The sequence below is a fragment of the Alteromonas genovensis genome (assembly GCF_010500895.1).
GTDB classification, from domain to species: Bacteria; Pseudomonadota; Gammaproteobacteria; order Enterobacterales; family Alteromonadaceae; genus Alteromonas; species Alteromonas genovensis.
On record NZ_JAAAWO010000002.1, the window covers coordinates 263,310 to 288,640 of the forward strand.

The window sequence follows — 25,331 nt, forward strand, 5'->3', positions numbered from 1 at the left end:
TAGCCTCACTCTCGCACGAGACGGCAAATTTGTTCAGAAGCCAGTAGATTCTTCATGCCGAACTTATTCTTAAGGTTTGAGGAGTGTGGCTTAGCGTTGCTGAGTACAGCAAGCATTTCCTCGGTACTCTCGACCACTTCACCGGCAATAAAATCATCGTCACTGACCAGTGTTGCCCCACGTAATTTCACATAATCGGCTTTATCATATTGAAAATAAACAATTGGTTTATTGGCCAGTAAAAAATCATAAGCAATTGACGAGTAGTCTGTTACCAGCGCCGATGCTTCTGCAAGCCATGGATAGATGTTTTTGCCGCTGGGATACATATAAATATAAGGGTGGCTAGGGAGTTGTTGCAATGAATTACTGTCCTCAAGCCCCATAGCCTCTCCAAATAAGCGTGAAATAAAGGGGTGAAACTTGAGCACAAATGCACGTTTATTTTTCCTACACCAAGCATTGATGGCGTCCAAATCGATGGGGTATTCGTTGTTGCCCCAGTCTCGGTATGTGGGGGCATAAACTATGATGCTGCCCGAGTTATCCTCTATCTGCTTCAGCGATTCATAGGGCTCTGTATTTATCCAATCACGCTCATTAGGGCTTTGCAGGAAAGCATCATTTCTTGGGTAGCCTAATGCTAAATAATTTTTAGCTCGAAAGATCTTAGGGAAAATTTCATTGTTGAACCAAGTCGAGCTAGAAACAAAGGCCTCATCGCATATATCTGGATAATGCTTGTTCCCGCTTAACGCTTTGTAGGGCAGGCCATGCCACAGCTGAATCACAGGAATATGTTTTCGCAGAAGTGAAAACGTATCTCCAGTGTATTCATGGTCAACGATAATTCGTTTTGCGCAACAGAGTTTCCACAAGACTGGTAAAGACAAATGGTCAAATTGAGTGTTGTCGCTTTCCAGTTCAGCGATATGTTGCTTTAAATCCAAACCAAGCAAAAAGGCTTCTTTTTTATAGCGTCGTTTATGTTCTCGATAAGCTAAAAGAACGTTCGTATCAAAAAAGCCTTCTGCGTAGTATACGTAGTTACGTTTGGGAGCAACTAAGCGCAACGCTTTAAACAGCAGCAAGCATGTATTAAAGACCACCTGGCGCCACCGAAAGTTTAACGGCAGTGAATAGCGAGAAAAAGATACATCAACGTTAGCGTTTTCAGAGGAAGTTGTTGATGATGTTATGGGCGGAGGTGAGTCGCCAGCGGTATGGCACAGCCACAGAACTCCTCGAGCAAAATGGCGTTGTAAAAGCCCAGCGGCGACGCTGTCGGTATAAGTTGCCTCATGCAGTATTACTTTCGCATGTTGCTCAAGGCGGGATGCCTGGCTAGCTATATCGTCCCCTTGTTTAAGGTTATCAACAAAGCCTCTTACATTGTAGCCGGCATTTTGCAGATTTTTTGCTAATTTTCTACCAGCGGGGTTTGCTGGTGCAATGTAAAGAGGTGTGCTTTTATCTATATCGTTTTGCATCGCCTTCCCGCTATGCTGTGCGTTTTTAAAACCGTCAACCTGTTAGGCTGTAGAGCCAGCATCAACCGTCATTATGGTACCTGTCATTGACTTTGCTTGTTCGCTCATTAAATACAACACAGCGGAGGCGGCATCGGCAGGAGACGCTAATCTTCCTAATGGACTGCGGCGCTTTACACTCTCTAACTTTTCGCCCTGCAAAGACGATGTCATTTCAGTTTGCATATACCCGGGGGCAACGCAATTTACCGTAATACCCGCTTTACCCACTTCCCGTGAGAGAGACCGTGTAAATCCTTCTATAGCCGCTTTACTGGCAGCGTATACGCTTAGTCCACTAAACCCCGTACGGGCAATAATTGACGATATATTAATAATGCGCCCGGTACGGTTTAACATCATGCTGCGTGAAAGGTATTTACTCAACAAAATAGGCGCCTGAACATTAATATTAAGTAGTGAGTTAATTTCACTGTTGTGCATGGTAGCTAATACGCCGTCATGGCCAACAGCAGCATTGTTTACCAGCGCGTAAGGCCGTCCAAACTCTTCAATGATTGCCTTACAGAGAGTGTGTATATCATCAAGATTGGCTAGGTCATACGGAAGATGAGCAATTGAAAGTGGGTGATCATCGCATAGGTTTGATAACTCACTACTTAGGCTACGTGAAATAGCAACAACGAAATAGTTTTCTTGAAGTAATTGATTACAGATAGCGAGGCCGAGTCCTCGACTTGCGCCAGTGATAATCACGGTTTTCTTTTGGCTTTTTACGATCGAATTCAACAGCACTATTCCTTGGGGTACTGGTTAGCTTGTCGCTCTCACTAACTTGCCACTGTCGGACAAGGCCAGTGTATCGACGACGTTAATTTTTGTAGGCATGTCTTTTCTGTCTAAATGCGTTTTACAGTAAAGCAGTATCGACAGTTTTATTTTTTTATTGTCAGCATTCGCTGGCGGCTTACTTAACACTATATCGGCAACGACAACACTACCTAAAATCTTATTTTCTTTGCCATATACTCTGGCCTGTGCAACTAAAGGTGAGCTTAATAGAACGCTTTCTACCGTTTCCGGAAAGACTTTGTGTCCGCCTACATTAATTGTGCCATTCAGTCGTCCTTTGAAAAAGACTCGTTCGCCCTCTACCAACACCACATCTTGTGTATTGATGTACCCCTCATCGTCACACTCAATTGCACCAGCATTGTTAAGCCGTGCTGCGTCAAACCAAGGTTTGATCCACAAAATGTTTTGCTTTATGCGAAGGTAATTCCGGTTCACGCCATTTTCTACCCATGATTTCGGAAAGCCTGCTTTATTATCGCTGACCGCAAAACCCACTCCAGCTTCAGTTGATGCATAAATGTGAAAAATTTTTGCTGATGGAAAACAGGTAGACAAGGTGCTTAGTAAATGCTGGTCAGCAGTTTCGCCGCCAAGAGTGATATGCGTCAGATTGAGGGAGTCGATGCTATTCGTCATCAGTAGTTGTCGCCACCATGAGGGCGTCGCTGATATCGCACTGGCTTTGGTTTCCTTAAGCAATGCCACCTTTTCGTCGGGTGAGCCAGAGGAGCAATCAACTAAACAGTCGCCACTCAGCAAGCTCTGAAGAATCACTTGAATACCCGCAAATTTACTGGGTTTGTATGTAAGTGCCCAGCAACTTTGCTTTGAATGTCCACGCAACCTAAGAGAAGCGCAAATGCTTTTTGTTGTGTGCGCAATTTGCTTCGGTTTGCCTGTCGTACCTGACGTGAAAAGAAACCACGTGGAATTGACTGCGCTCTTTTCGCCCAGTGTTGAGGGGGGAGAGTAAATAAACCTGTCGGATAAAATTGAAAATTCCTCAACCCAACCTTCTAGGGCAAGCAGCCCAATTACAAATTCTGTAAGTGAAGAAAAGGGTAATTCTCTGTCTTTTGTCTCTGCATCATTCTGATGTGAGTTATTGACCAAAGCGTCAGCTGATTTCGTAGCTACGGCTTTGATTTCCTCTCGCAAAACGTTGGACACTGACACAATAGAGGAAAATGAAATGGTATCCCCATTAGGCAGAGTGATGGCGGCTCCATCAAATGTGTCGAGTTGCTGAAGTAATGTAGTCACGAGAGGTTATCTGCTCAACTTAATGCATTCTTGTATACAGTAACGAATTCGCCAAGCGTTCTGGGGTACACCGCTAACTCCATTTCACTAAAGGGATCCGTTCCGAGTTCTTCTTCAAGTTGTGCAACCAACATAGCAAAGCCCAGCGAATCTAGGCCACTTTGCAATAAAACGGTATCGTCGGAAATGTTTTCGATTAACGTGCAGTCAGCTATCACTGCAACTTGCTCCATGCAATCTAAGATGGTTTTTTTAAGGTCAGACATGTTCACATTTTTCTCGTAATTTACTGTGCAGATACTGTTTATACTTCAAATTCAATGTTGCGCGCAGCTGCGCAAATTTGCTTTGGTAAACGATTTAATACAATGGCCTTATTGTGTTGCCACTGTTCTCTTTTGTATTTAAAGCGCTTTACGCAATGCTCTTCTTCATCACGGACAAACGATGGGCCATCTTCTAGCGGCATATATTGAAAAAGCGTGTGAAGCTTGATGACGCTCTTGTTGAACGATAAAACTTCTGCGTAAAGCGCATTTGCAGACTCAATTTCCAAAGCAAATTGTAAAGCAGCAATTTCCAACAAAAGTCCTGAGCCCGGCCAAGCGTTGTCTTCACCAATATAACACCCCCATTCGAAAGTATCAGGCACTGAAGGGTACTGAGAAAAATTGAGTACTCCAATAGGTCTATCATTCTGATAGAAAACAAAAAAGAGGCGGCTGTCATCATTTGTTAGTGCCTCATACCATTGACTGTGCTGTGTCCAAGTTATTGTTTCTTGATGGTGCATGTTTTGGCGTATATGTGGTTTATTGCGCCAATTAAGCACGGTCTCTAACTCATTGTGAGACAATAGGGAGAAGCGACTTTTAGGTGAATATGATGCCATCGTTAAACCAAGTCCCATGACATTGGCGTTCCTTTAGTGACAGCTTTGGTTACTGGTCTTCCTAAAAGCGTTGGTAAATGTTTTACCGCCAAACCCATTCCGGGGCGAATAGCGCGTAAGCTTGATACAGTTAATAGCTCACCTTCTGCCAAGTCTTCACATATATAAAGAGAACGGCGATGAGTGCGAGAGGCTAATTCAGATGATGTACAGCCATAATTCACGCTTCCAACGGCAATAGCTGCGCGCCCAGTCTCATCCACCAGAGACTTAAATTCATCGGGCTCAAGTGAGAAAGCAGCATCTACGCCCCCAGCATTTCTATCAATTACAAAATGTTTTTCTATGACTGTTGCACCAAGTGCAGTTGCAGCCACGGCCACGCCAATCCCTTTTGTATGATCCGATAATCCTACATGGCAATTAAACATCTGTTTCATGTGGTTAATCGTTGCAAGGTTTGCATTAACTGGATCGGCAGGGTACTGGCTAGTGCATTTTAGTAATACGTAATCTGTGCAGCCGTTTTGTTCGAGTGTGTTCACAGCTTCGGCTATCTCAACCAGGCTCGCCATTCCAGTAGAGACTATTACGGGTTTGCCCGTTTTAGCTACTTTAGCGAGCAGTGTGTGATCAGTATTTTCAAATGAAGCAACCTTATAACAAGGCACATCGAGAGTTTCTAAAAAGTCCACAGCTGTCCCGTCAAAAGGCGTACTAAAAGCCACCATACCGTGTTCCTTGGCCCTACTGAAAATAGCGCTGTGCCACTCCCAAGGGGTATATGCTTTTTGGTAAAGCTGATACAAAGAGCTGCCGTTCCACAGGCTGTTTTCATCATCGATATAAAACTCACCTTCAGACACGTCGATAGTCATTGTATCTGCCGTGTACGTCTGTAACTTTAGCGCATGCACACCTGCTTCAGCCGCAGCGTCCACCATTTTTAGCGCTAGCGCTAAGTCTTGATTATGGTTTCCGGAAAGTTCGGCAATAATGAAAGGAGGAAACCCATCGCCTACATTGAAACGATCAATTTTAATGTTCTTCAATGGTAAAACCTCTTTCGTCTTTCTTTGTGTTTATCAAATAAATAATTTCTTTGCTGACTGATGCTGCTCCGCCATCTAGCGGTACAATTTTGTTAAGACGCTTTTGGGTTGCTGTCTCAGCTCCATTTTTGACGAAGTAGTTTCGTAACGCTGCAGCGATAACTTCACGGTTAACTGACGTTACATGACCAATATATTCACAGGCGTAGCGTGAAGCCAAGCACTGTGTGGCCTCTCTTTGGTTATCCGCGATAGTAATAATAAGCCCAGGCAAATCGCATATACACCGTTCCCAGTGCATACTGCCTCCAGCGCCGATCATGACACTTGCTTTACACATTAATTCGGCCATGTTTGGGCTATCAATATGAAGCGTTACCTTATCAAGGAGTTGCACCTGCTCGATGATAATTTGCTTATGAGTGTTCCCTGCGCCTATCACCACATCGGCGGTAAGCGGTAAGTCTTTAACTTCTTTCAACGCCTCAAGGGCCATAGACGTTGTGTTAGTGGGGTCGCTACCACCAAAGCAAATGAGTATATGATTAGAGGTTCTCGGTACCATCTTCTTTTGTACGTGGTAGAACTCCTCCCTCAACAGCGCATACTTTGGGCCAATTAGCTGAACACAATTCTGTGTGACTAATGTGTTGTAACGATGTTCGGCATTGTTCGTTAGGTTTGCGTCAATAAGGAGGTGACAATTGTGCTGTCGATTAGCAAGGTCGTCAATCACCACTACAAGCGCACCACTTTTTACCAAGGGGGTCTCAAATTCCGCATCAAGCTGATAGTGGTCGACAATCCAAATATCCGCTTTAATGTGACTGACATCGCAATGTATGTCATTAACATAAATAACGCTAAAGCCCGCGGCCTTAAATGCATCGTTTAACATGTCAGCGCCGCGCGTGATTACAACATCGACTTTCAATAAAATATTGTCAGCTTTCAAGGCTTGTTGTAGTGCTTTGGCTAGAGTAACACAGCGTACAGCATGCCCTGAGCCAATGTCTGAGGACGCATCTACTCGAATGGCTAAACGCAAGCTAGCATTCTCCCATTTCTTGAAGAACTTTAAACATAACCTCTGCGCGTTTCCAGTCGTGTATTGTATCGATATCTTGAACTAGATGACTGGGAAGCTTAATCATTCTAGAGTGATTAGAAAAAACACGCGCTGATGGAGTAAGCCAAGTGTTACTCAAAGCGGTATACAGCTGGCCAGCATCGTGAAAGGTTTCGGCTAAATCCTGTGAACGTTTGCCGATATCTGCTCTAGAGAAAGGGCTTACTTCTCCGCGTTCCCCTTCTAAAAGCGCTCTTTGAATGGGAAATGAAAATTGATTTGCAGTGAAAACAAACTCAGCTTTCTCTTTCAGTAGCTTTTCAATGGACCTATCAATGATTTCAGCTGATAGAAAAGGGGCTGTGGCGTAAATACAGACACAGGCCTCGATTGTAAGTCCTTGCTCTACCAATGTAGATAACGCTTGGCGCACGACTGGCGTTGTACCTGTCGAATCGTCTGAGAGTGATGCATCGCGTAAAAAGGGGACTTCAGCGCCATGTGCTCTAGCAACGTCAGCAATTTCATGGTCATCAGTAGAGACAAAAACGCGGTCGATAGCATGACTATTCTTGGCTGCCTCTATGGAGTAAGCGATGATGGGTTTTCCGCAAAATGACTTAATGTTTTTTCGAGGTATACGTTTGCTCCCGCCCCGTGCGGGAATGATAGCTATATTCATATCATTCTTGGCTAGTAAAGTAAGTGAATAGCCTGCCTGCGTATTAACTTACAACTACCCGTTACCTTTTCAAAGAATCGACTAGAGTTATTAACGTATCGGCAATAAAATTTATTTGTGAAGTCGTTAAATTTGGAAAGATGGGAAGTGTTATTGCCTCGCGGTAATACCGCTCTGAATTAGGGTAGTCGCCAAGCTTGTGACCGAGCTCAGCATAATAAGGTTGAGTATGAATAGGAATATAATGCAAATGAGCAAATATACCTTTATCCCTCATTGTCTCGACGAGCTCGCGTTGCTGATGTTGAGTTAAGTTTGCAATGCGCACCACATATAAATGGAAACTACTGTAGCAACCATCGCTTATCGTAAGTGGCGTAATGAAGTCGCTTTCAAAGAATCGTTCATTGTACTGTTCGGCTATTTTATTCCTCTTAACGATAAAGTCGTCCAGTTTTTTAACTTGGCTGCAGCCAAGTGCGGCTTCAATATCATTCATTCTGTAGTTAAAGCCTAGCTCAACCTGCTCATAGTACCAAGGCCCGTGCGCTGGATTACGCATAGCCGAAGCTGCGTTTGTGACACCATGACTCCTAAATAGACGCATTTTGTCGGCGAGAGACTGCTGATTGGTCATTGCCATTCCGCCTTCCATTGTCGTTATGATTTTCACAGGGTGAAAACTAAAAACACAAATGTCGGAGTAATTGCAGCTACCAACGGCGCTTTCGAAATATTTCGCGCCTACAGCATGAGATGCATCCTCAATAATCTTAAACTTGTATTGCTCTGCAAGTGTGGCAATTTGTTTCATGTCACAGGGTTGTCCGGCAAAGTGTACCGGGATAACCACTTTTGGAAGGCAATTGTGTTCGGCTGCATTGGCCAATTTAATGGCTAACGCGTCAACACACATGTTTCCCGTATCAATGTTGATATCAACAAAGTCGACAGAGGCGTTGCAGTAAAGGGCACAGTTTGCAGAAGCCACAAAAGAATTCGGCGACGTCCAAACAATATCGCCAGTGCCTACTTCTAGTGCAAGACATGCAATGTGGAGTGCTGAAGTAGCACTGTTAACTGCAATACCAAATTTCGCACCAACGTGGCAAGCCAGTGCACTTTCAAACGCAGGTACGCGAGGCCCTTGCGTAAGCCAATCTGATTTCAGCGCTTCTACCACTGCCTCAATATCGGTATCGTCAATGTGCTGACGACCATACGGTATCACTTCTTCGCTTCCTCATTGAATGAACAAATCTCATCTACAGAAAGAAAGTGCGGATTCGTATCTGAAACATACTCGAATCCTTCGTCCACTGGCTTGCCTTTTTCATCTAGCGCATTGCTGGTGAAATCATTACTGCGGTGAAAGAATTTTATAGCAGGTGCAATAACGAAATGATCATCAAACTCATAGGTGTGAAAAGCCATATCACCAGGACACATCATCTCGTGTAATTTTTCGCCGGGGCGAATACCCACTATTTTAATCGGTATATCTGGTGCCATTGCTTTGGCTAAGTCTGTGATCCTGATCGATGGAATTTTGGGAACGAAAATTTCCCCCCCCAGCATACGTTCGAAATTTTTCAATACAAAATCGACACCTTGCTGAAGAGTTATCCAAAACCGAGTCATGTCTTGGTGTGTGACAGGAATATGGTCTGTACCTTCTTCTATTAGAGTATTAAAAAAGGGAACCACGGAACCTCGAGAGTTAACGACATTGCCGTATCGAACAACTGAGAAACGGGGTTTTCTTGCGCCTACCATATTATTCGCTGCCACAAATAACTTGTCAGAGGCAAGCTTGGTAGCACCGTAAAGATTAACAGGGTTAGCGGCCTTGTCGGTGGATAGGGCAATCACTTTGCTTACGCCATTATCAATGGCCGCATTTATTACGTTTTCAGCACCGTCTATATTGGTGCGAATGCATTCAGTTGGATTATACTCAGCGGCTGGAACCTGCTTCATGGCGGCCGCGTGAATAACATAATCAACGCCCTGCATAGCACGCGTTAAACGGTCTTTGTCGCGAACATCACCAATAAAATAGCGCATGCAGTTAGCATTAAACTTTTGCTGCATTTCGAACTGTTTTAGTTCGTCACGAGAATAGATAATCAAACGCTTCGGTTTGTATTTAGCTAACAGAATCTCTGTATATTTGTGGCCAAAAGACCCCGTCCCACCAGTTATCAGTATTGATTTCCCATCGAACATATATCTGCCGCTGTTTTTATGATTATGAAATAAATATATCATGTGTCGGCGCTAATGCCATAAACCATTAGTTTTTATGTGAAATACACACGAATTTTTATACTTTAGCGAGCTCGCCTGCTCGTAAATAAACTATGTAATGTAGAGCAGCACCTATCCTTAACTTCGTTCATGAAGTTCATTTCTCACTATGAAGGTATTGTTGAGTATTAAACTACATATCCTGCACAGAACTTTAATACCCATTGGTGATGGTTATAAGACGTGGTTGGTTAGATGTTGAGCAGTACTGTGCTATAATAACGGTAAGATTTTTTTGATAGGCGGAATTATGCAAATAGACAACAGTGGCCCATCCTCGCTAATTGGGCAGGTTCAAGAAAAGCAAAACAATCTTTTCGAGAAACTTGCCTCTGGCAAAAAGGTGAATAATGCACTGGATGATGCGTCTGCCCAACAAATCATCGACCGCCTAACTTCCGAAATTGAAGGCAATCGCCAAGCTGTCAATAACGTGTACGACGGTATCTCAGTTGCACAGGTGGCAGAGGGCGGATTAGGTAGCATCAATTCCGATGTCGACAGAATACGCGAACTCACGATTCAGTCAGGCAATGGCATTTTAAGCGCAGGTGACCGCCGTTCTATCCAGTCTGAAATTACTCAGCTTCAAGAAAATATATCGCAAACCATCGAGCAGACAAATTTCGCTGGCAAGCCTCTGTTATCTGATAACGGTTCGTTAAATTTTCAGGCTGGTGCAAATTCTGAACAATCTATCAGTGTGCAAACGCAAGATATTGCTGCGCAACTAGGTGGTGTACTTAATATCGATATCACATCGGGCACTAGCGTAAACGATGCTTTATCGGCAGCCGATTCTGCGCTTGAAATAATTGGTGGTGCTAGAGGCGACCTTGGTGCAACACAGAACCGATTTGAAAGTGCAGCAAGAACGCTCACACAAGCAAATGTAAATACGGCTGATGCCCGCAGCAGAATTCAAGATCTTGATTTTGCTCAGGCGGCCTCGCAGCGCGCATCGAACGATGTTCAATCACAAGCTGCACTCTCCGTGCAGGCACAGGCTAATCAGCAGCAAGGCCAGGTATTAGCACTGCTTAATTAATCGATGCTGCATTTTAAGTAACGCTAACAGCGTTATTTTCTACAAATTAACCAAAAGAAGCAGGGTAACCTGCTTTTTTTATTGCTATATTTCCGCAAACATCGGTTGCAGAGTTAACTTTTACCGTTACAATTTGCTTATGCGCTACACTATAAATAATAACAAAGCGTCATTGGGGAATAGATGAAGGACATATTGCTGGTTAGTGATAATCAGGAACTCATTCAAAATTTAGAAACGATCGTAACCTTCATGGGAGAGTCGTGTTTGTCGCGAGGTCTCACTGACTGCGATACTTACCTGTCTTCTTCCGGCGCTGACGCTGTACTTATTGAACATACATCAGCAGCCATTGTTAATAAACTAGTCACGAAATACCCCCATATTCCTTTTGTCGCCCTTGTACAAAACGAAGGCGAAGCTAACGTAAACTGCAACTTGGTAAGCGTTATCAGTACGCCTCTTACTTACCCGGTATTGACTCAAGCTATTCACCGTTGCCAAGAGTACTCCCGTCGAAAACCTAATTTGTCGAAATCTTCAGGCACGAAAACCCGGCTCTTTAGAAGCTTGGTGGGGAAGAGCGATCAAATTCAAATTGTACGGCGTTTGGTGGAGCAGGTGGCTCCTACTGATGCTACAGTACTCATACTCGGTGAATCTGGTACGGGTAAAGAAGTGGTTGCACGAAATGTCCATTTCTTTTCTGAGCGTAAAGATGGCCCCTTTATTCCGGTAAACTGCGGTGCTATCCCTGGAGAGCTTCTTGAAAGTGAACTCTTTGGGCATGAAAAAGGCGCATTCACCGGTGCGATTAGTGCCAGAAAAGGTCGTTTTGAATTAGCCGAAGGCGGCACCTTATTTCTTGATGAGATAGGGGATATGCCGTTACAAATGCAGGTGAAATTACTTCGTGTGCTGCAAGAAAAAACATTTGAGCGCGTTGGTGGTACTAAGCCGCTTAAGTGTAATGTTCGCATTGTTGCCGCTACGCACCGTGATTTAGAGACGATGATAAGCCAAGATAAATTTCGTGAAGATTTATATTATCGTCTCAATGTTTTTCCTATCGATAGCCCGGCCCTTCGTCAACGAAAAGACGACATCCCGCTTTTACTGCAAGAGATCAACAGTCGAATACAAGGCGACGGTGTTGATGGGGTTCGCTTTACAGAAAGAGCCATTGCATCGCTTATGGAGCATGAATGGGCTGGTAATGTGCGAGAGCTCTCCAACTTAGTAGAGCGGCTCACCATTTTATATCCTGGGCACATTGTGGATATAAGCGATCTCCCCGAGAAATATCAATACGGTGACGCTGTCGCCTACGAGCCAGATTACCCTGAAGAGATACTCGAACGTGAAGCGTTCAATAGCCTGTTTGCTGAATCAGCAGCGCAAGAGCGCCTAGAAGAGCAAGAGCTCGAGCAAGGAGAATCTTCTGAGACTGCACAGGACAGTTTTATTTCCTCTACACTGCCGGAAGAGGGTGTCAACCTCAAAGAATACCTATCGGAACTCGAAGTAAACCTTATTCGCCAAGCCTTAGAGAGCCAAGAGTGGGTAGTCGCTCGTGCCGCGGATAAGTTAGGAATGCGCAGAACCACACTCGTGGAGAAAATGCGCAAATACGATATTCAGCGTACTGAGGATGCCTAACGTCAGGTATTTGACGTATTTTTTCTGACGCAAAAAACAGAGTCAACTTTTTGATTTTTATAGTAAAATAAAACTGGCACGCCTTCTGCTTTAGTTAAGCCATATTTCGTTAACGTCTGCAATTTGACGAGGGTTATATGGCTTACGACGGCTCACAAACAATTTTTGAATACGCTGCTTCTAGTTTTGTTTTTCATGGCTCGAAAAGCAACGATAACCTAGCCGACTTTTCAATAAATCAAACGCCTTCTTCTGAAGAAGTGGCCTCGCTGAGACTTCAAGCAAGTCGCCTAGAGCATTTACTACAAGTTATGCCCGCTGGCGTTATCGTCCTCGACGGCAAAGGCATAGTGCGCCAAGCCAATGACCAAGCAAAAGCATTACTCGGCGAACCCCTTGAAGAAGAGATTTGGCGACGTATTATCACGCGCTCTTTTAAGCCAAGAGCCGATGATGGACATGAAGTATCACTGGTAGATGGACGCAGAGTTAAGCTGTCAATAACGCCTCTGGAAAATGAACCAGGCCAACTTATTGTCATCACTGATTTAACTGAAACCAGAGAGCTTCAAGCCCGGGTCAGTCACATGCAGCGTCTGTCTTCCTTAGGAAAGATGGTTGCGTCATTAGCGCATCAAATAAGAACTCCGCTATCAGCGGCGGTGCTGTATGCATCTAACCTTACACGTAAAAATTTGCCTGAAAATGCCTCGCAACAGTTTGCCTACAAGCTTACCGATCGCCTCAAAGAACTAGAGAACCAAGTGAATGATATGTTGCTGTTTGCAAAATCAGGGGAGCAACAAGTCGTTAGCCAAATTACCTTATCCGAGCTGTTTGAATCTATAGAGTCAAACGCTCACGCCATGACGTCACAAGAGCAACAAACCCTTACATTCAAAGGTTTCGACAGTACGGCGTCGATCACGGGTAATTTAACGGCACTTCAAGGTGCGTTACTCAACCTCATACACAATGCAAGTCAGGTGACTCCTAAGGGCTTTGAGGTAGTCGTAGAAGCAAATCTCAACAATGGCACTTTAGTGATTGAGGTAACAGACAGTGGCACTGGCGTGCCAAACGCCATCAAATCGAAAATTTTCGAACCCTTTTTCACCACTAAAACTCATGGCACTGGTCTTGGATTAGCGGTTGTTAAGTCGGTTATTAATGCACATGACGGCGTGTTAAATGTCGGTGATGCAGAAAATGGTGGCGCATGTTTCAGTGTTAGCTTGCCGTGTAACACCGACAATATGCTGACTAACGTCGCGTAAACTCATAGGAGAATACCAATGTCTAAAACTACTATTTTGATTGTTGAAGATGACGCAGGTTTGCGCGAAGCACTCTTTGATACCTTGCTGCTTGGTGACTATGACGTCATTGATGCAGATTGCGCTGAGTCAGCTCTCATGGTCCTGTCGGCCAAAAAGATAGATCTGGTGGTGAGCGATATTCAAATGGGTGAAATGAGTGGGCTTACGCTGCTAAAGAGCATTAAAGCTAAATACCCAAGCATGCCGGTACTGTTGATGACAGCCTACGCAACCATTGATGATGCAGTGCAAGCCATGCGAGACGGTGCAACTGATTACTTATCAAAGCCATTTGCACCAGAGGTGTTGTTAAACCTAGTAGGCCGATATGCACCTGCGCAAAAAATAGAGTCGCGAACGCCAATCGTTGCCGACCCATCGAGTATTAAGCTACTAGAGCTTTCTCGTAAAGTGGCAAAGTCAGAAGCAACCGTCATGGTGTTAGGACCAAGTGGCTCGGGTAAAGAAGTTATTTCTCGTTATATACACGACCAATCAAATCGCAGTGAATCGCCATTTGTGGCCATTAATTGCGCGGCTATCCCAGAAAACATGCTAGAGGCCACCTTATTTGGTTATGAAAAAGGTGCATTTACTGGTGCGGTTCAAGCATGTCCTGGCAAGTTTGAGCAAGCGCAAAATGGCACCTTGCTACTCGATGAAATTACAGAGATGGACCTAGCGCTTCAAGCCAAGCTGCTACGGGTTTTGCAAGAGCGCGAAGTGGAAAGGTTGGGTGCACGAAAAACAGTAAAACTGAATGTGAGAGTTATTGCAACGAGTAACCGAGACTTACGTAAGGCTGTTGATAATGGCGAATTCAGAGAAGATTTATACTACCGATTAAATGTTTTTCCCATTGAATGGCGTCCGCTATCTGAGCGTCCCGGTGATATTGTACCGTTGGCTGAACATCTTATTACCCGCCACGCAAGCCAGCAAGGGCTGGGCAATATTAGGTTGAGTGCGGCAGGGCGCAGTAAACTATCTCAATATCAGTGGCCAGGAAATGTCCGTGAGCTTGAGAACGTTGTGCAGCGAGCGCTTATCTTATGTGAAGACGGTGAGATAGATTCTAGTGATTTAATGATAGATGAAAGCGTATCCCTTGCTGCGGATACGGCTATTGCGCCAGAAGCGAATGAAGATAGCTACCTAGGCTCAGAGTTGCGGTATCAAGAGCACCAAATTATTCTGGATACATTAGCCTCGTGTAATGGCAAACGAAAAGACGTGGCGGAGAAACTGGGCATCAGTCCTCGTACACTCCGCTATAAATTGGCTCGCATGCGCGATGATGGTATCGAAGTGCCAGCCTAACGTTACTCAGGACTCTTTTACAAAAAAGACGAACAAAAATACCGTCGCCATTAATGACATTTTTGGAGGCGGTTTTTTGTTGGCAATAGTCATTGCTCTCTCCCACACTACGTCATTATTTTGGCTTCTTAAGTTTTATTTTTGTAAGTTTTTGATTTAATGGGCTTTAAATTAATTTAAAAACTTGGCAAGCCCTTTGCAAAACCTTCCTTATATAATAAAAATGTGACCGATAGCCGTCACAATTCATCGATACTTAGGAGTGGTTATGGACGTTAAAGCCAACAGCTTGTACCAAGAAATGCAAAGTATGATTGGGCAGACTCGTCTTCCAGTTAACGAGCTACAACCCTCAAATGGGCTGCAACCTACTAACGAGATAAACACCTCTGCAAGTGATTTTTCCTCTATGCTCAAGCACGCTGTCGATGGTGTAAATAACATTCAGCACGAAGCTAAATCCATGCAGCAGCGCTTTGAGATGGGCGATGCCAACCTTAGCCTTGCTGAAGTTATGCTGGCAAAAGAAAAGTCGGGCATTGCGTTTGAGGCAACGGTTCAGGTACGCAATAAAGTACTTGAAGCTTACAAAACAATCATGAATATGCCGGTGTAGGTGGAGTAGGTTATGGCTGAGGCAACAGGCACAAATTTATCTATCCCCGATCAAGGGAATGGAATGGATAGCGAGCCGGAAAATAAATCGGGCTTTATGGACACCATAGGCAGCGCCGACATGATGCGTCAAATGGCATTGGTCGTTGTGTTAGTTATCTGTGTGGCTATCGCTATTTTTATTCTTATTTGGTCGCAAGAGGCAGATTATCGGCCACTAGCCAAAATGGAAACTCAAGAGTTAATTGAAACCCTTGATTACATGGACGCCAACCAAATTGATTATAAGCTTGAAGGCAATACGGTTTACGTGAGAACCGATGAGTTTCAAACCATCCGCCTAGGCATGACGCGACAAGGTCTCAATAATCCTACTGAGACCGGCACAGACATCATCATGCAAGACATGGGGTTCGGTGTCAGTCAGCGGGTTGAAATGGAGCGTCTTAAGCATGCTCGCGAGCAGCAGATTGCATCAACCATTCAGGATATGTCGAGTATTCAAAAAGTACGTGTTTTGCTGGCTATGCCGAAAGAAAATGTATTTGCGCGAAGAGAGAAAAAAGCGTCGGCTACGGTAGTACTAACCGCTAAGCGAGGCTCAGTCATTACTGGTGAGGAAGTTGACGCAGTGGTGGATATTGTTGCATCAGCGGTACAAAACCTCGACCCATCAAAAGTAACAGTCACCGACAGCAACGGACGTTTACTCAATTCAGGCTCGCAAGATTCATTGAGTGCACGAGCTCGAAAAGAGTATGAAATTGAGCGCCAGCGTGAGCAGGAGTATTTAGAAAAAATTGATGCCATACTTATCCCAGTATTGGGCATCGGCAATTATACTGCCCAAGCAGATGTATCGATGGACTTTACCGCAATGGAGCAAACTCAGCGTAGCTACAATCCAGATTTACCCGCTGTACGAAGTGAGATGATTATGGAAGAAAACAGCGTTGGCGGCGGTGTAGGCGGTATTCCAGGTGCGCTTTCCAATCAGCCCCCTCTAGACTCTAACATTCCTGAAAATGCTACAGGTGCGGCAAGTCAACAAACTATGCCAGGGCGTACGGCAAAAGAATCAACACGAAACTATGAACTGGACACCACAATCAGCCACACTAAAAAACAATCGGGCGTAATCCGGAGGTTAAGTGTTTCTGTGGCAGTAGACTACATGCAAGTAGCGGGAGAAGACGGTACCATGACGCCATCACCTCGCAAACAAGAAGAAATACTCAATATACGCCGACTGTTGCAAGGTGGCGTAGGCTTTGATGTTACGCGGGGAGACTCTCTTGAAGTGGTTAGCGTGCCATTTATGCGTATGGATACGGGAGAAGTCGAAGATATTCCATTTTGGAAAGATCCAGAGCTTCTACCTATAATCAAGCTCATCATCGGTGGATTGGTTATAATAGTGCTTATCATCTTTGTCATCCGCCCAATGTTACGTCGCTTGATTAATCCAGACGAAACGAAAGAAGTTGACGATTTCGATGCTGATGAAGGCTTAGATTTAGGCGACGATACCATTAGCATGCTGTCGACAGATTTCGACGAGGGTCAAGTTGGCTTTGCAGCAGATGGGTCGCTTATGCTACCTGACTTACACAAAGACGAAGATGTATTAAAAGCCGTGCGCGCCCTAGTTGCAAATGAACCAGAATTGTCAGCCCAAGTTGTGAAGGGCTGGTTGATGCAAGACGAGTAGTGAGAAAATATTATGGCTGAAGAACTTGCCAACGTTGAAGACCAGTCCTACGACGTCAGTAAATTAGAAGGCGTTGAAAAGGCAGCAATATTGCTTTTGAGCTTGTCTGAAGAAGATGCCGCGCAAATACTTAAACACTTAGAGCCAAAGCAGGTACAAAAGCTCGGCAGTGAGATGGCGAAAGTCGATGATATGACACAAACCAAAATCACAGCGGTGCACAAGCATTTCATTGAAGAGATTCAAAACTACAGCACCATCGGGTTTCAAAGCCAAGACTTTGTTAAGCGAGCACTTACTGCTGCTCTTGGTGAGGACAAGGCCGCCAATCTTATTGACCAAATACTTATGGGAAGCGGTGCGAAAGGCCTCGATTCACTTAAATGGATGGATTCCAAGCAGGTGGCCAGCATCATTCGAAACGAGCACCCGCAGATACAAACTATTGTATTGTCTTATTTAGAGCCGGAACAAAGTGCTGAGATTTTGGCCCAGTTCCCAGAGAAGGTACGGCTAGACCTCCTTATGCGTATTGCTAATCTTGAAGAAGTACAGCCAGCAGCACTGCAAGAGCTCAACGAAATTATGGAGAAACAGTTCGCGGGTCAAGCTGGAACACAAGCCGCGAAAATGGGCGGCTTGAAGTCTGCTGCCAATATCATGAACTACCTAGATACCTCCATTGAGGGGCAGTTGATGGATGCAATTCGCGAGCAAGACGAAGAAATGAGTCAGCAAATTCAAGATCTCATGTTTGTCTTCGACAATCTCATTGATGTTGACGACAAAGGCATTCAGGCTATTCTTCGAGAAGTGCAGCAAGACGCCCTACTCAAATCAATTAAAGGTGCGGATGAAGAGCTTAAAGACAAGATCATGCGCAATATGTCAAAACGTGCGGCCGAAATGCTTAACGATGACCTTGAGGCGCTTGGTCCAGTGCGTATTTCGGAAGTTGAAGTGGCGCAGAAAGAAATTCTTTCAGTGGCCCGTCGACTTTCTGACTCTGGTGAAATTATGCTTGGCGGCGGTGGCGGCGAAGAGTTCTTGTAATAGTGTCTTTAAATAATGATTTGCCTTTAAATGCTGTTGCCTTCAAATACTGGGAAAAATGATGTCTACGAACAAAGGTTTTAGTGAAAGCGAAGTAAGCGATGCTAAGAAATGGGACCTGCCATTTGTAGAAGATGCCAGTGCTAAAAAGAATGACGGCACGACTAACGCCTTAAACCGTCGCTCAGACTGGAAGTATGAGCCCCCTGAAGAAGTAGAAGAAATTTCTCCGCCAACCGCGGATGAAATTGAGACTATTCGTCAAGCAGCATTTGATGAGGGGATGAGCGATGGAAAGGCCGCCGGCTATGAAGAAGGAAAAGCACAAGGCCTAGAGGAAGGATTTAACGAGGGCCGTGAAAAAGGTCACGCAGAAGGGTTAGCCCAAGGCCTCGAAGAGGGGCAGTCTCAAATAGCGACGCAAACTGAGCAGTGGCAGATGCTCGTTGATAAGTTACATGACCCACTCTCTCAGGCCAACGATGAAACCCGCGACCAGCTAGTAAAGCTGGCGGTTACCCTTGCCAAAGCCGTCATTAAAACTGAAATTGATACCAACAAAAGCGTAATCATACAGGCGCTCAGCGAGGGTATAAAAGCGCTTCCCATCAATCAAAATGAATACCAAATACATTTACACCCTGACGATATCACTATTGTGAACGAGCACTTCTCTGAAGAGGAAGTGGAAAAGAAAAAGTGGAATTTGATCGCCGCGCCTAACATGGAGCGAGGTGGCTGCGACATCGTGACAGCGCAAAACGCAGTGGATGTTTCTGTTGAAAGGCGTTGCCGAGAGGTCATTGAACGCTTTCTTTTAAACCAGGGGTTAAACGATGACTAGCCCATGGCACAATCACTTTGAGTCGCTGACTAAGCAGGTGGCGTCAGTACCAATCGTTGCGGCGGGTAAGCTGGTTCGCGGTATTGGTTTAACCTTGGAAGCGGTTGGATGCCAACTTCCCGTTGGAAGCCAATGCCTGGTGCAAACCATTGAAGGCGAAATTGAAGCGGAAGTAGTCGGGTTTGGCGATGACATTACGTATTTAATGCCCACCGAAGCGGTAAGAGGTATTGTTCCTGGCAGTAGAGTGATGCCATTAAGTCGACAGGGCGGTTTACCCGTGGGAATGGGGCTATTAGGCAGAGTGGTAGATGGCAACGGCCAGCCACTAGATGGCCTTGGTGAAATTGAGGCTGAACATCGTGCCCCCACTACTCGTCCTCCAATGAACCCGCTTATAAGACGACCTATTAATGCTGCCATGGATGTGGGCGTTCGCGCCATTAATGCGCTTAATACTGTGGGAGTGGGGCAACGCATGGGACTGTTTGCCGGCAGTGGTGTAGGCAAAAGTGTGTTGTTAGGAATGATGACAAGAGGCTGTGAAGCGGACGTTGTTGTTGTTGGCCTCGTAGGAGAGCGTGGGCGAGAAGTAAAAGAATTTATTCATGACATCCTGACAGAAGAAGAACGTCAGCGCGCAGTGGTAGTCGCAGCGCCAGCAGATACGTCACCGTTAATGCGACTAAAAGGCTGTGAAACTGCAGTGACTATTGCGGAGTATTTTCGCGACAAGGGAATGAAAGTACTGCTTTTAATCGATTCTCTCACGCGTTATGCCATGGCGCAGCGCGAAATAGCGTTAGCCGTGGGAGAGCCGCCTGCAACAAGAGGGTATCCACCTTCGGTGTTCGCGCGGTTGCCAGCACTGGTAGAGCGTGCAGGTAACGGGAGTGAAAAGCAGGGTTCAATCACGGCGTTTTATACGGTGTTAACAGAAGGCGATGACTTACAAGACCCGGTAGCAGATGCGGCAAGAGCTATCCTCGATGGCCATGTGGTGCTATCTCGTACATTGGCAGACAGTGGCCATTATCCCGCTATTGATATTGAATCGTCCATTAGTCGAGTAATGCCGCAAGTGGTGAGTGAAGAGCATCAATTGATGGCACGGCGTATTCGCCAAGTCTATTCCCAATACAAACAAAACCAAGATCTTATCTCAATTGGTGCATATGCAAAAGGCTCAGACCCGCGTATCGACTTAGCCATTAGAGCAGAGCCAGCTATAAACGCGTTTTTGCAGCAGGGAATGAATCAAGTTTTACCGTATGACGAGAGCCTAGAGAGTATGGCAGCGCTCGCGAAAGGATTAGGATAATGTCGAAGCAACTAGAGCGGTTAGCCGAGTTTGAAAAGGAAAAAGAACAGCGAGAGGCGCGTTTTTACCAACAGGCGCAGCTTAATGTTAATCAGCAAAAGCAAAAGCTTTCTAGTTTAGAGCAATACCGCGTTGATTATATCAAGGGTATTCAACAGACCGGACAGTCTGGTGTTACCGCCACCTATTATCAGCAACACCTCTCTTTTGTGGGAAAGCTCGATAAAGCATGCGAACAGCAAATGCACATTATTGGTCAGGCGAAAGTGGCCGCCGACCAACGCAAGCAAATGTGGCTGAAACAGCAGCAAAAAGTAAAAGCGGTCACGCTTTTACTTGATAAAAAGCGTATAGCAAAAGAGCAAAAAGAGGCAAAAGCAGAGCAGGCTATGATGGATGAGTTTGCCACTCAGCGATTTATTCGCTCTAAGCGTTCGGTTTTCTAACTCCTCTTTACCAACCCCCTCGTTTTTCAATTACCTTCCTTTTAACGACACTATTATTTACATTGGAATATAGATAGGAATGAAACGTATGGCTTGAAATGTTTATTGCGGTACGTTTATTGCTTTTTCTGTTATTGGGTATCGCTAGACATCGCTAATCATGGCGAAGAAAGCAAAAAAGACCATTAGGCTTTTACATCGTTGTTAACGCAAATTGTAAGTTTAAAAATTCTTTTATAAAAAAGGATTTTTTTAAAAATCTTAACTTTCATGCAGTTACATTTTTATTTGCGTACAGACAACGATATAACTTTTTACATTACTGGCTTTGCCGGTGAACGTGTAGGACGGTAGAAAATCATGCAACAAGTTGCCGCAAATAAAACAGACATTGCCGCATTGCCCTTCTCGGCAACTTCCACAGCAAAAGCGGTGGGGACAGGCCTAGACAGTCAAGCTAAAGGACAAAATACCGACGCTTTTAACAGTCTTTACCAAGAGGCAAAGGCTCCAGGCCGTGACTTCGTATTAAATGAAAACGTCCGCAGCGCCGACAATGCGTTTCGCGAAAGTGATACCCGAGCAGAACGGGCTGAATTGAGCAACAAGGGCACAAACGCTAAAGGCCCCGAAAACGCGAATAAACAGTCAAATAATGACTCAATGTTGAAAGATAGCAGTCACAGAGGGCTTGATTTTGATAACGGAAAATCTCCTGTCAATGCATCGGTAACCGTTACTGAAAAAGAATATACAATAGGCGCTGACGGTAACGAAGCGCTTACCAATGGTCAGATTGCAAATGAAGAGGCTGGTGAACCCGATTGGATAGCACTCGTTGAAGTCATCACTAAAAGCGCATTGGGACAGGCTATCAACGATAGCAGTACTCAGTCTATCAATACCGAGGGAGACGAGAGCAGCGCCATTGCTGATGCAGCTTCTGAATTAATGTCTCAGTTACAGTCTATGGAAGGGGACGATGTCGCTTCTAATCAAACTCTGGCTGATAAATTAAGTGAGCTTAGTAACTTGCTTAATAAACAAGTCGAACATGCAGACACGAAAGATAGTGCACAGAGCGAGGGTGCGGGAGAAGGTAAAGGCACAGATACATTGAGTGAGTTGCTTGCAGCGCTAACAGGCTCAGAGTCATCAGAAGGACTACAAGGTGACTCAGAAAACGCAATCTTAGAAGACGCTATCTCGAAAGAGATTAGCAGTGAAGAGAGTGCTCAAAAAGCGTTTTTACTCAGTCTCGCTCAAGATGCACTTCCAACAGCATCCGACAGGCTAAGTAAGGCGCTATCTACAGCAAATGCAGGTGAAACTGCCACAGTGCAAACAGACGCCAATACAGACAAGTTGCATAAAGAACTGACTGACGCAGGAGCAAAGAGCCAAGACGCTGTCACACTCCAACAGTTATCTGCATCAAACACGGCAGCAGTTTCTGATATCGATGCTTCAAATCAAGATGTTTCAAATCCCAGCATTTCAAACCTAATTGCTTCAGAGGCCGAGCAGAGTCTACTTACCGCTGCCCAGCAAGACGCTTCTGCAAAAATAGTGTCATCCGCAGCAGCCAGTAATGGGGAAAATGCTAATTCACCAAGCGCTACGTCAATCCTCAATAAAGGTGGAGACAACTCTGTGGCGAGCTCAGAGGCAGCTACCTTAAGCGATGAGTCTCTTTTAATGGCAATTAATAAGTTACCGCCTGAAACAGCGCAAAAGGCGACAGAAGCTTTTGCCGAACGCATGGTTGCCCTTGTGCCAAATAGTCAGCAGCAACAGGCGGTGAAAGCAAATATTATTGCGGGCATTAACGAGTTTCAAAAGCAGGTTGAACAGGGCCATCAGCCTGGCATCGACTTATCAGCAATTGTTGCCGACGCTGCCAAAGAAGCATCACTTACCAGTGACGTATCGGCCGCTCTTAATTCAAGAGTCGATGCCCAAGCCGGGCAGTTTATGCAGTTGATGAATAACGCCCAAAACAGTATCCATCAAGTCGTGCAGAATCAATTAGCGCAAGTTGATACAACGATTATTGAGAATAGCCAGTTGCGGTCAGAGGGCTCTAAACCGCAAATGCAGTTTGAGGGCTTTGATAAAGCCGTTAATATTCATAAGCCAGAAGGGCAACAGCAGCTGAACGAAAAAATCCGCTGGATGGTTAACGCCAGAAATACAATGGCAGAGATTCGTTTAGACCCGCCAGAATTGGGCAGTATGCAGGTGCGTGTAAATGTACAGGGCGATGCGGCTAGCGTTAGCTTTATCGTGCAATCTCAGCAGGCTAAAGACGCCCTTGCCGACACTATGCCAAAGCTCAGAGACATGTTATCTGAACAAGGTATCGAGCTTGGCGATGCTCAAGTAAGAAAAGATAACTCACAAAATGGTGAAAGTGGTCAGCAACTTGCAGGTGAAAGTGGAAATGGTCAGGGGCAGCGTGGAAATAATGACGCTGAGTTTGATGACGACACTCGAGTGATTGAACAAGCGGTCACAAGAGAAGCAAAAGGCGGTATTGATTATTACGCTTAGCTTTTTCGCAAGACGCTTTTTGAGCAAAGTCAGTTTAATGCTGCTGGCGTTTGACTGAACAGTTGAGCCCAAACAGTGTATATCAGCAAATATCTGCAAATTTTGACTAAGGCAGCATTGCGATTTTTACCTGAAGTCTGATAATACAGGCTTTGTGGTACTAAATGAGATATAGAAGAGATTTCCATGGCAGATGAAGAGTTACAGGTAGAAGAAGGCGGAAAAAAGAAAAGCAAATTGATGCTTATCATCATTATTGCTGTCGTAGTTATTGGCGGTGCGGCCGGTGCTTACTTTTTCCTTTTTGCAGGCAGTGATGAACCTGCAGCAGAACAACTCCCTGAAACAGAGGCCGCAGCTGCTGCAGCGCCAGCAACACAAGGTGGCGGTGCAGAAATTGGAACGGCACTTTATGTGGCTATGCCAAGACCCTTTGTGTTTAATGTCCCCGGCGGAGGGCGTGACCGCCTAGTACAAATCAAAGTACAGCTGTTAGTACGTGGTTCTGACAACGAAGAGCTTGTAAAAACACATATTCCTTTAATTGAAGGTACGTTGTTACAAACGTTTAGTATGTCAAATGCTGAAGACCTAGTGACTGAAGCAGGCAAGATAGAACTTCGTGAACAGGCTGTCAGCGAAGTTAAAAGAGCGTTGGAAGAGAACGATATAGGTAGCAACGTAGTGGAGCGAGTGTTATTCACTGGCTTTGTGATGCAGTAGCAGTATGCATATTGTGCATGCGATAACGGGTAGAACACTGTGAGCGATTTATTATCACAAGATGAGATCGACGCCCTATTACACGGCGTGGATGATGTGGAAGAAGAAGAGGTTAGCAGCGATGCTGAATCTGGCGCTTCGACGCTCGAATATGACTTTTCCTCACAAGATCGCATTGTTCGTGGGCGCATGCCAACCCTTGAGATTGTGAATGAGCGTTTTGCTCGCCATATGCGAGTAAGCCTCTTCAACATGATGCGTCGCTCTGCTGAAGTGTCTATCAACGGTATTCAAATGATTAAGTTCGGCGAATACATTCACACCTTGTTTGTTCCAACCAGTTTGAATATGGTGCGTTTTCGTCCCTTAAAAGGTACTGGCCTTATTACTATGGAAGCGCGACTTGTATTTATACTTGTCGATAACTTCTTTGGTGGAGACGGACGCTATCATGCAAAAATTGAGGGTAGGGAATTTACGCCTACCGAGCGTCGTATCATTCAAATGTTGCTCAAAATAATATTTGAAGATTATAAAGAGGCATGGGCGCCGGTAATGGACGTTTCTTTTGAATATTTAGATTCAGAAGTTAACCCTGCTATGGCCAACATCGTGAGCCCCACTGAAGTGGTGGTGATAAGTTCGTTTCATATAGAGCTTGACGGTGGCGGTGGTGATTTCCACGTATCATTGCCATACTCGATGCTAGAGCCTATCCGAGAGTTGCTCGATGCGGGTGTACAGAGCGACAAAGAAGATACGGATCTTCGCTGGAGCAAAGCACTTCGCGACGAAATTATGGACGTCAAAGTGGCGTTAACCACGCACATGCTTGATGTAGATGTGCCGCTGAGAGACGTGATGGAGTTTAAGTCGGGCGATATTATTCCCGTTGAAATGCCTGAAACTATCACGGTACTCATCGAAGATTTACCCACATTTAGAGCTAAACTTGGCCGCTCAAGAGATAACTTAGCTTTAAAAATTGTAGAGAAAATCGCAAGACCGACTTCTGTGAAGTCTGAGCTGCAATTATTAACCCGTGGCGGGCGCATTATTGATAATGATGCCGAGCTACAAGTACTCGAAGAAGACCTGTAAGGTAA

The 25,331-nt window shown here is 45.0% G+C and carries 23 protein-coding genes; 13 read left to right on the plus strand and 10 right to left on the minus strand.

The features are described from left to right. Nucleotides 1–5 precede the first annotated feature (5 nt). The 10 genes from GTQ48_RS03920 to pseB form a co-directional block, all read right to left on the minus strand. Entirely contained in the window at nucleotides 6–1,490 is a 1,485-nt protein-coding gene (locus GTQ48_RS03920; protein WP_163105262.1) for a CDP-glycerol glycerophosphotransferase family protein, read from the minus strand. A 42-nt stretch (nucleotides 1,491–1,532) separates the two neighbouring features. Next, on the minus strand, nucleotides 1,533–2,279 hold the full coding sequence (locus GTQ48_RS03925; protein ID WP_203565084.1) for an SDR family NAD(P)-dependent oxidoreductase: 747 nt from the start codon (nucleotides 2,277–2,279) through the stop codon (nucleotides 1,533–1,535). 24 nt (nucleotides 2,280–2,303) lie between these two features. Further along, complete coding sequence (locus GTQ48_RS03930; protein ID WP_163105263.1) at nucleotides 2,304–3,608, minus strand: AMP-binding protein; 1,305 nt, start codon at nucleotides 3,606–3,608, stop codon at nucleotides 2,304–2,306. Nucleotides 3,609–3,622: 14 nt separating this feature from the next. Further along, nucleotides 3,623–3,874 carry an acyl carrier protein gene (locus GTQ48_RS03935; RefSeq protein ID WP_163105264.1) on the minus strand — a complete coding sequence of 84 codons (252 nt, stop codon included), beginning with the start codon at nucleotides 3,872–3,874 and terminating at the stop codon, nucleotides 3,623–3,625. 38 nt (nucleotides 3,875–3,912) lie between these two features. Beyond that, nucleotides 3,913–4,500, minus strand: coding sequence for a UDP-4-amino-4,6-dideoxy-N-acetyl-beta-L-altrosamine N-acetyltransferase (gene pseH, locus GTQ48_RS03940; RefSeq protein WP_163105265.1), 588 nt, complete (start codon nucleotides 4,498–4,500; stop codon nucleotides 3,913–3,915). A 2-nt stretch (nucleotides 4,501–4,502) separates the two neighbouring features. Next, nucleotides 4,503–5,552, minus strand: coding sequence for a pseudaminic acid synthase (pseI, locus tag GTQ48_RS03945; RefSeq protein ID WP_163105266.1), 1,050 nt, complete (start codon nucleotides 5,550–5,552; stop codon nucleotides 4,503–4,505). Continuing rightward, a complete protein-coding gene (pseG, locus tag GTQ48_RS03950) occupies nucleotides 5,539–6,600 on the minus strand; it encodes a UDP-2,4-diacetamido-2,4,6-trideoxy-beta-L-altropyranose hydrolase (protein WP_163105267.1) in 1,062 nt (353 codons plus the stop codon). Before pseG ends, pseI begins: the two co-directional genes overlap by 14 nt. Nucleotide 6,601: 1 nt before the next feature. Next, a complete protein-coding gene (gene pseF, locus GTQ48_RS03955; protein ID WP_163105268.1) occupies nucleotides 6,602–7,303 on the minus strand; it encodes a pseudaminic acid cytidylyltransferase in 702 nt (233 codons plus the stop codon). Nucleotides 7,304–7,364: 61 nt separating this feature from the next. Continuing rightward, entirely contained in the window at nucleotides 7,365–8,534 is a 1,170-nt protein-coding gene (pseC, locus tag GTQ48_RS03960; protein ID WP_163105269.1) for a UDP-4-amino-4,6-dideoxy-N-acetyl-beta-L-altrosamine transaminase, read from the minus strand. Then, complete coding sequence (gene pseB, locus GTQ48_RS03965) at nucleotides 8,531–9,532, minus strand: UDP-N-acetylglucosamine 4,6-dehydratase (inverting) (RefSeq protein WP_163105270.1); 1,002 nt, start codon at nucleotides 9,530–9,532, stop codon at nucleotides 8,531–8,533. Before pseB ends, pseC begins: the two co-directional genes overlap by 4 nt. 331 nt (nucleotides 9,533–9,863) lie before the next feature. Between pseB and GTQ48_RS03970 the strand changes: the two genes are divergently transcribed. The 13 genes from GTQ48_RS03970 (at nucleotide 9,864) to fliM (ending at nucleotide 25,326) form a co-directional block, all read left to right on the plus strand. Then, nucleotides 9,864–10,661, plus strand: a complete 798-nt coding sequence (locus GTQ48_RS03970) for a flagellin (protein ID WP_163105271.1) — start codon at nucleotides 9,864–9,866, stop codon at nucleotides 10,659–10,661. 183 nt (nucleotides 10,662–10,844) lie between these two features. Further along, the gene (locus GTQ48_RS03975) at nucleotides 10,845–12,320 is read left to right on the plus strand and encodes a sigma-54 dependent transcriptional regulator (protein WP_163105272.1); all 1,476 of its coding nucleotides are present in this window, start codon (nucleotides 10,845–10,847) and stop codon (nucleotides 12,318–12,320) included. 137 nt (nucleotides 12,321–12,457) lie between these two features. Further along, complete coding sequence (locus GTQ48_RS03980; RefSeq protein ID WP_163105273.1) at nucleotides 12,458–13,597, plus strand: sensor histidine kinase; 1,140 nt, start codon at nucleotides 12,458–12,460, stop codon at nucleotides 13,595–13,597. Between the two features lie 18 nt (nucleotides 13,598–13,615). After that, nucleotides 13,616–14,959: a sigma-54-dependent transcriptional regulator gene (locus GTQ48_RS03985; protein ID WP_163105274.1), complete on the plus strand. Its 1,344-nt coding sequence runs from the start codon at nucleotides 13,616–13,618 to the stop codon at nucleotides 14,957–14,959. A gap of 268 nt (nucleotides 14,960–15,227) precedes the next feature. Then, entirely contained in the window at nucleotides 15,228–15,575 is a 348-nt protein-coding gene (fliE, locus tag GTQ48_RS03990) for a flagellar hook-basal body complex protein FliE (protein WP_163105275.1), read from the plus strand. Between the two features lie 12 nt (nucleotides 15,576–15,587). Continuing rightward, a complete protein-coding gene (fliF, locus tag GTQ48_RS03995) occupies nucleotides 15,588–17,285 on the plus strand; it encodes a flagellar basal-body MS-ring/collar protein FliF (protein WP_163105276.1) in 1,698 nt (565 codons plus the stop codon). A gap of 12 nt (nucleotides 17,286–17,297) precedes the next feature. Then, nucleotides 17,298–18,338 carry a flagellar motor switch protein FliG gene (fliG, locus tag GTQ48_RS04000; RefSeq protein ID WP_032094402.1) on the plus strand — a complete coding sequence of 347 codons (1,041 nt, stop codon included), beginning with the start codon at nucleotides 17,298–17,300 and terminating at the stop codon, nucleotides 18,336–18,338. 61 nt (nucleotides 18,339–18,399) lie between these two features. Next, the gene (gene fliH / locus GTQ48_RS04005) at nucleotides 18,400–19,182 is read left to right on the plus strand and encodes a flagellar assembly protein FliH (RefSeq protein WP_163105277.1); all 783 of its coding nucleotides are present in this window, start codon (nucleotides 18,400–18,402) and stop codon (nucleotides 19,180–19,182) included. Next, nucleotides 19,175–20,503, plus strand: coding sequence for a flagellar protein export ATPase FliI (gene fliI, locus GTQ48_RS04010; protein WP_163105278.1), 1,329 nt, complete (start codon nucleotides 19,175–19,177; stop codon nucleotides 20,501–20,503). Before fliH ends, fliI begins: the two co-directional genes overlap by 8 nt. Next, nucleotides 20,503–20,949, plus strand: coding sequence for a flagellar export protein FliJ (gene fliJ / locus GTQ48_RS04015; protein ID WP_032094405.1), 447 nt, complete (start codon nucleotides 20,503–20,505; stop codon nucleotides 20,947–20,949). Before fliI ends, fliJ begins: the two co-directional genes overlap by 1 nt. 360 nt (nucleotides 20,950–21,309) lie before the next feature. Next, a complete protein-coding gene (locus GTQ48_RS04020) occupies nucleotides 21,310–23,502 on the plus strand; it encodes a flagellar hook-length control protein FliK (protein ID WP_163105279.1) in 2,193 nt (730 codons plus the stop codon). A 186-nt stretch (nucleotides 23,503–23,688) separates the two neighbouring features. Further along, nucleotides 23,689–24,225, plus strand: a complete 537-nt coding sequence (gene fliL, locus GTQ48_RS04025; RefSeq protein WP_163105280.1) for a flagellar basal body-associated protein FliL — start codon at nucleotides 23,689–23,691, stop codon at nucleotides 24,223–24,225. Nucleotides 24,226–24,264: 39 nt separating this feature from the next. Further along, on the plus strand, nucleotides 24,265–25,326 hold the full coding sequence (fliM, locus tag GTQ48_RS04030; RefSeq protein WP_163105281.1) for a flagellar motor switch protein FliM: 1,062 nt from the start codon (nucleotides 24,265–24,267) through the stop codon (nucleotides 25,324–25,326). The last annotated feature ends 5 nt before the right edge of the window (nucleotides 25,327–25,331 follow it).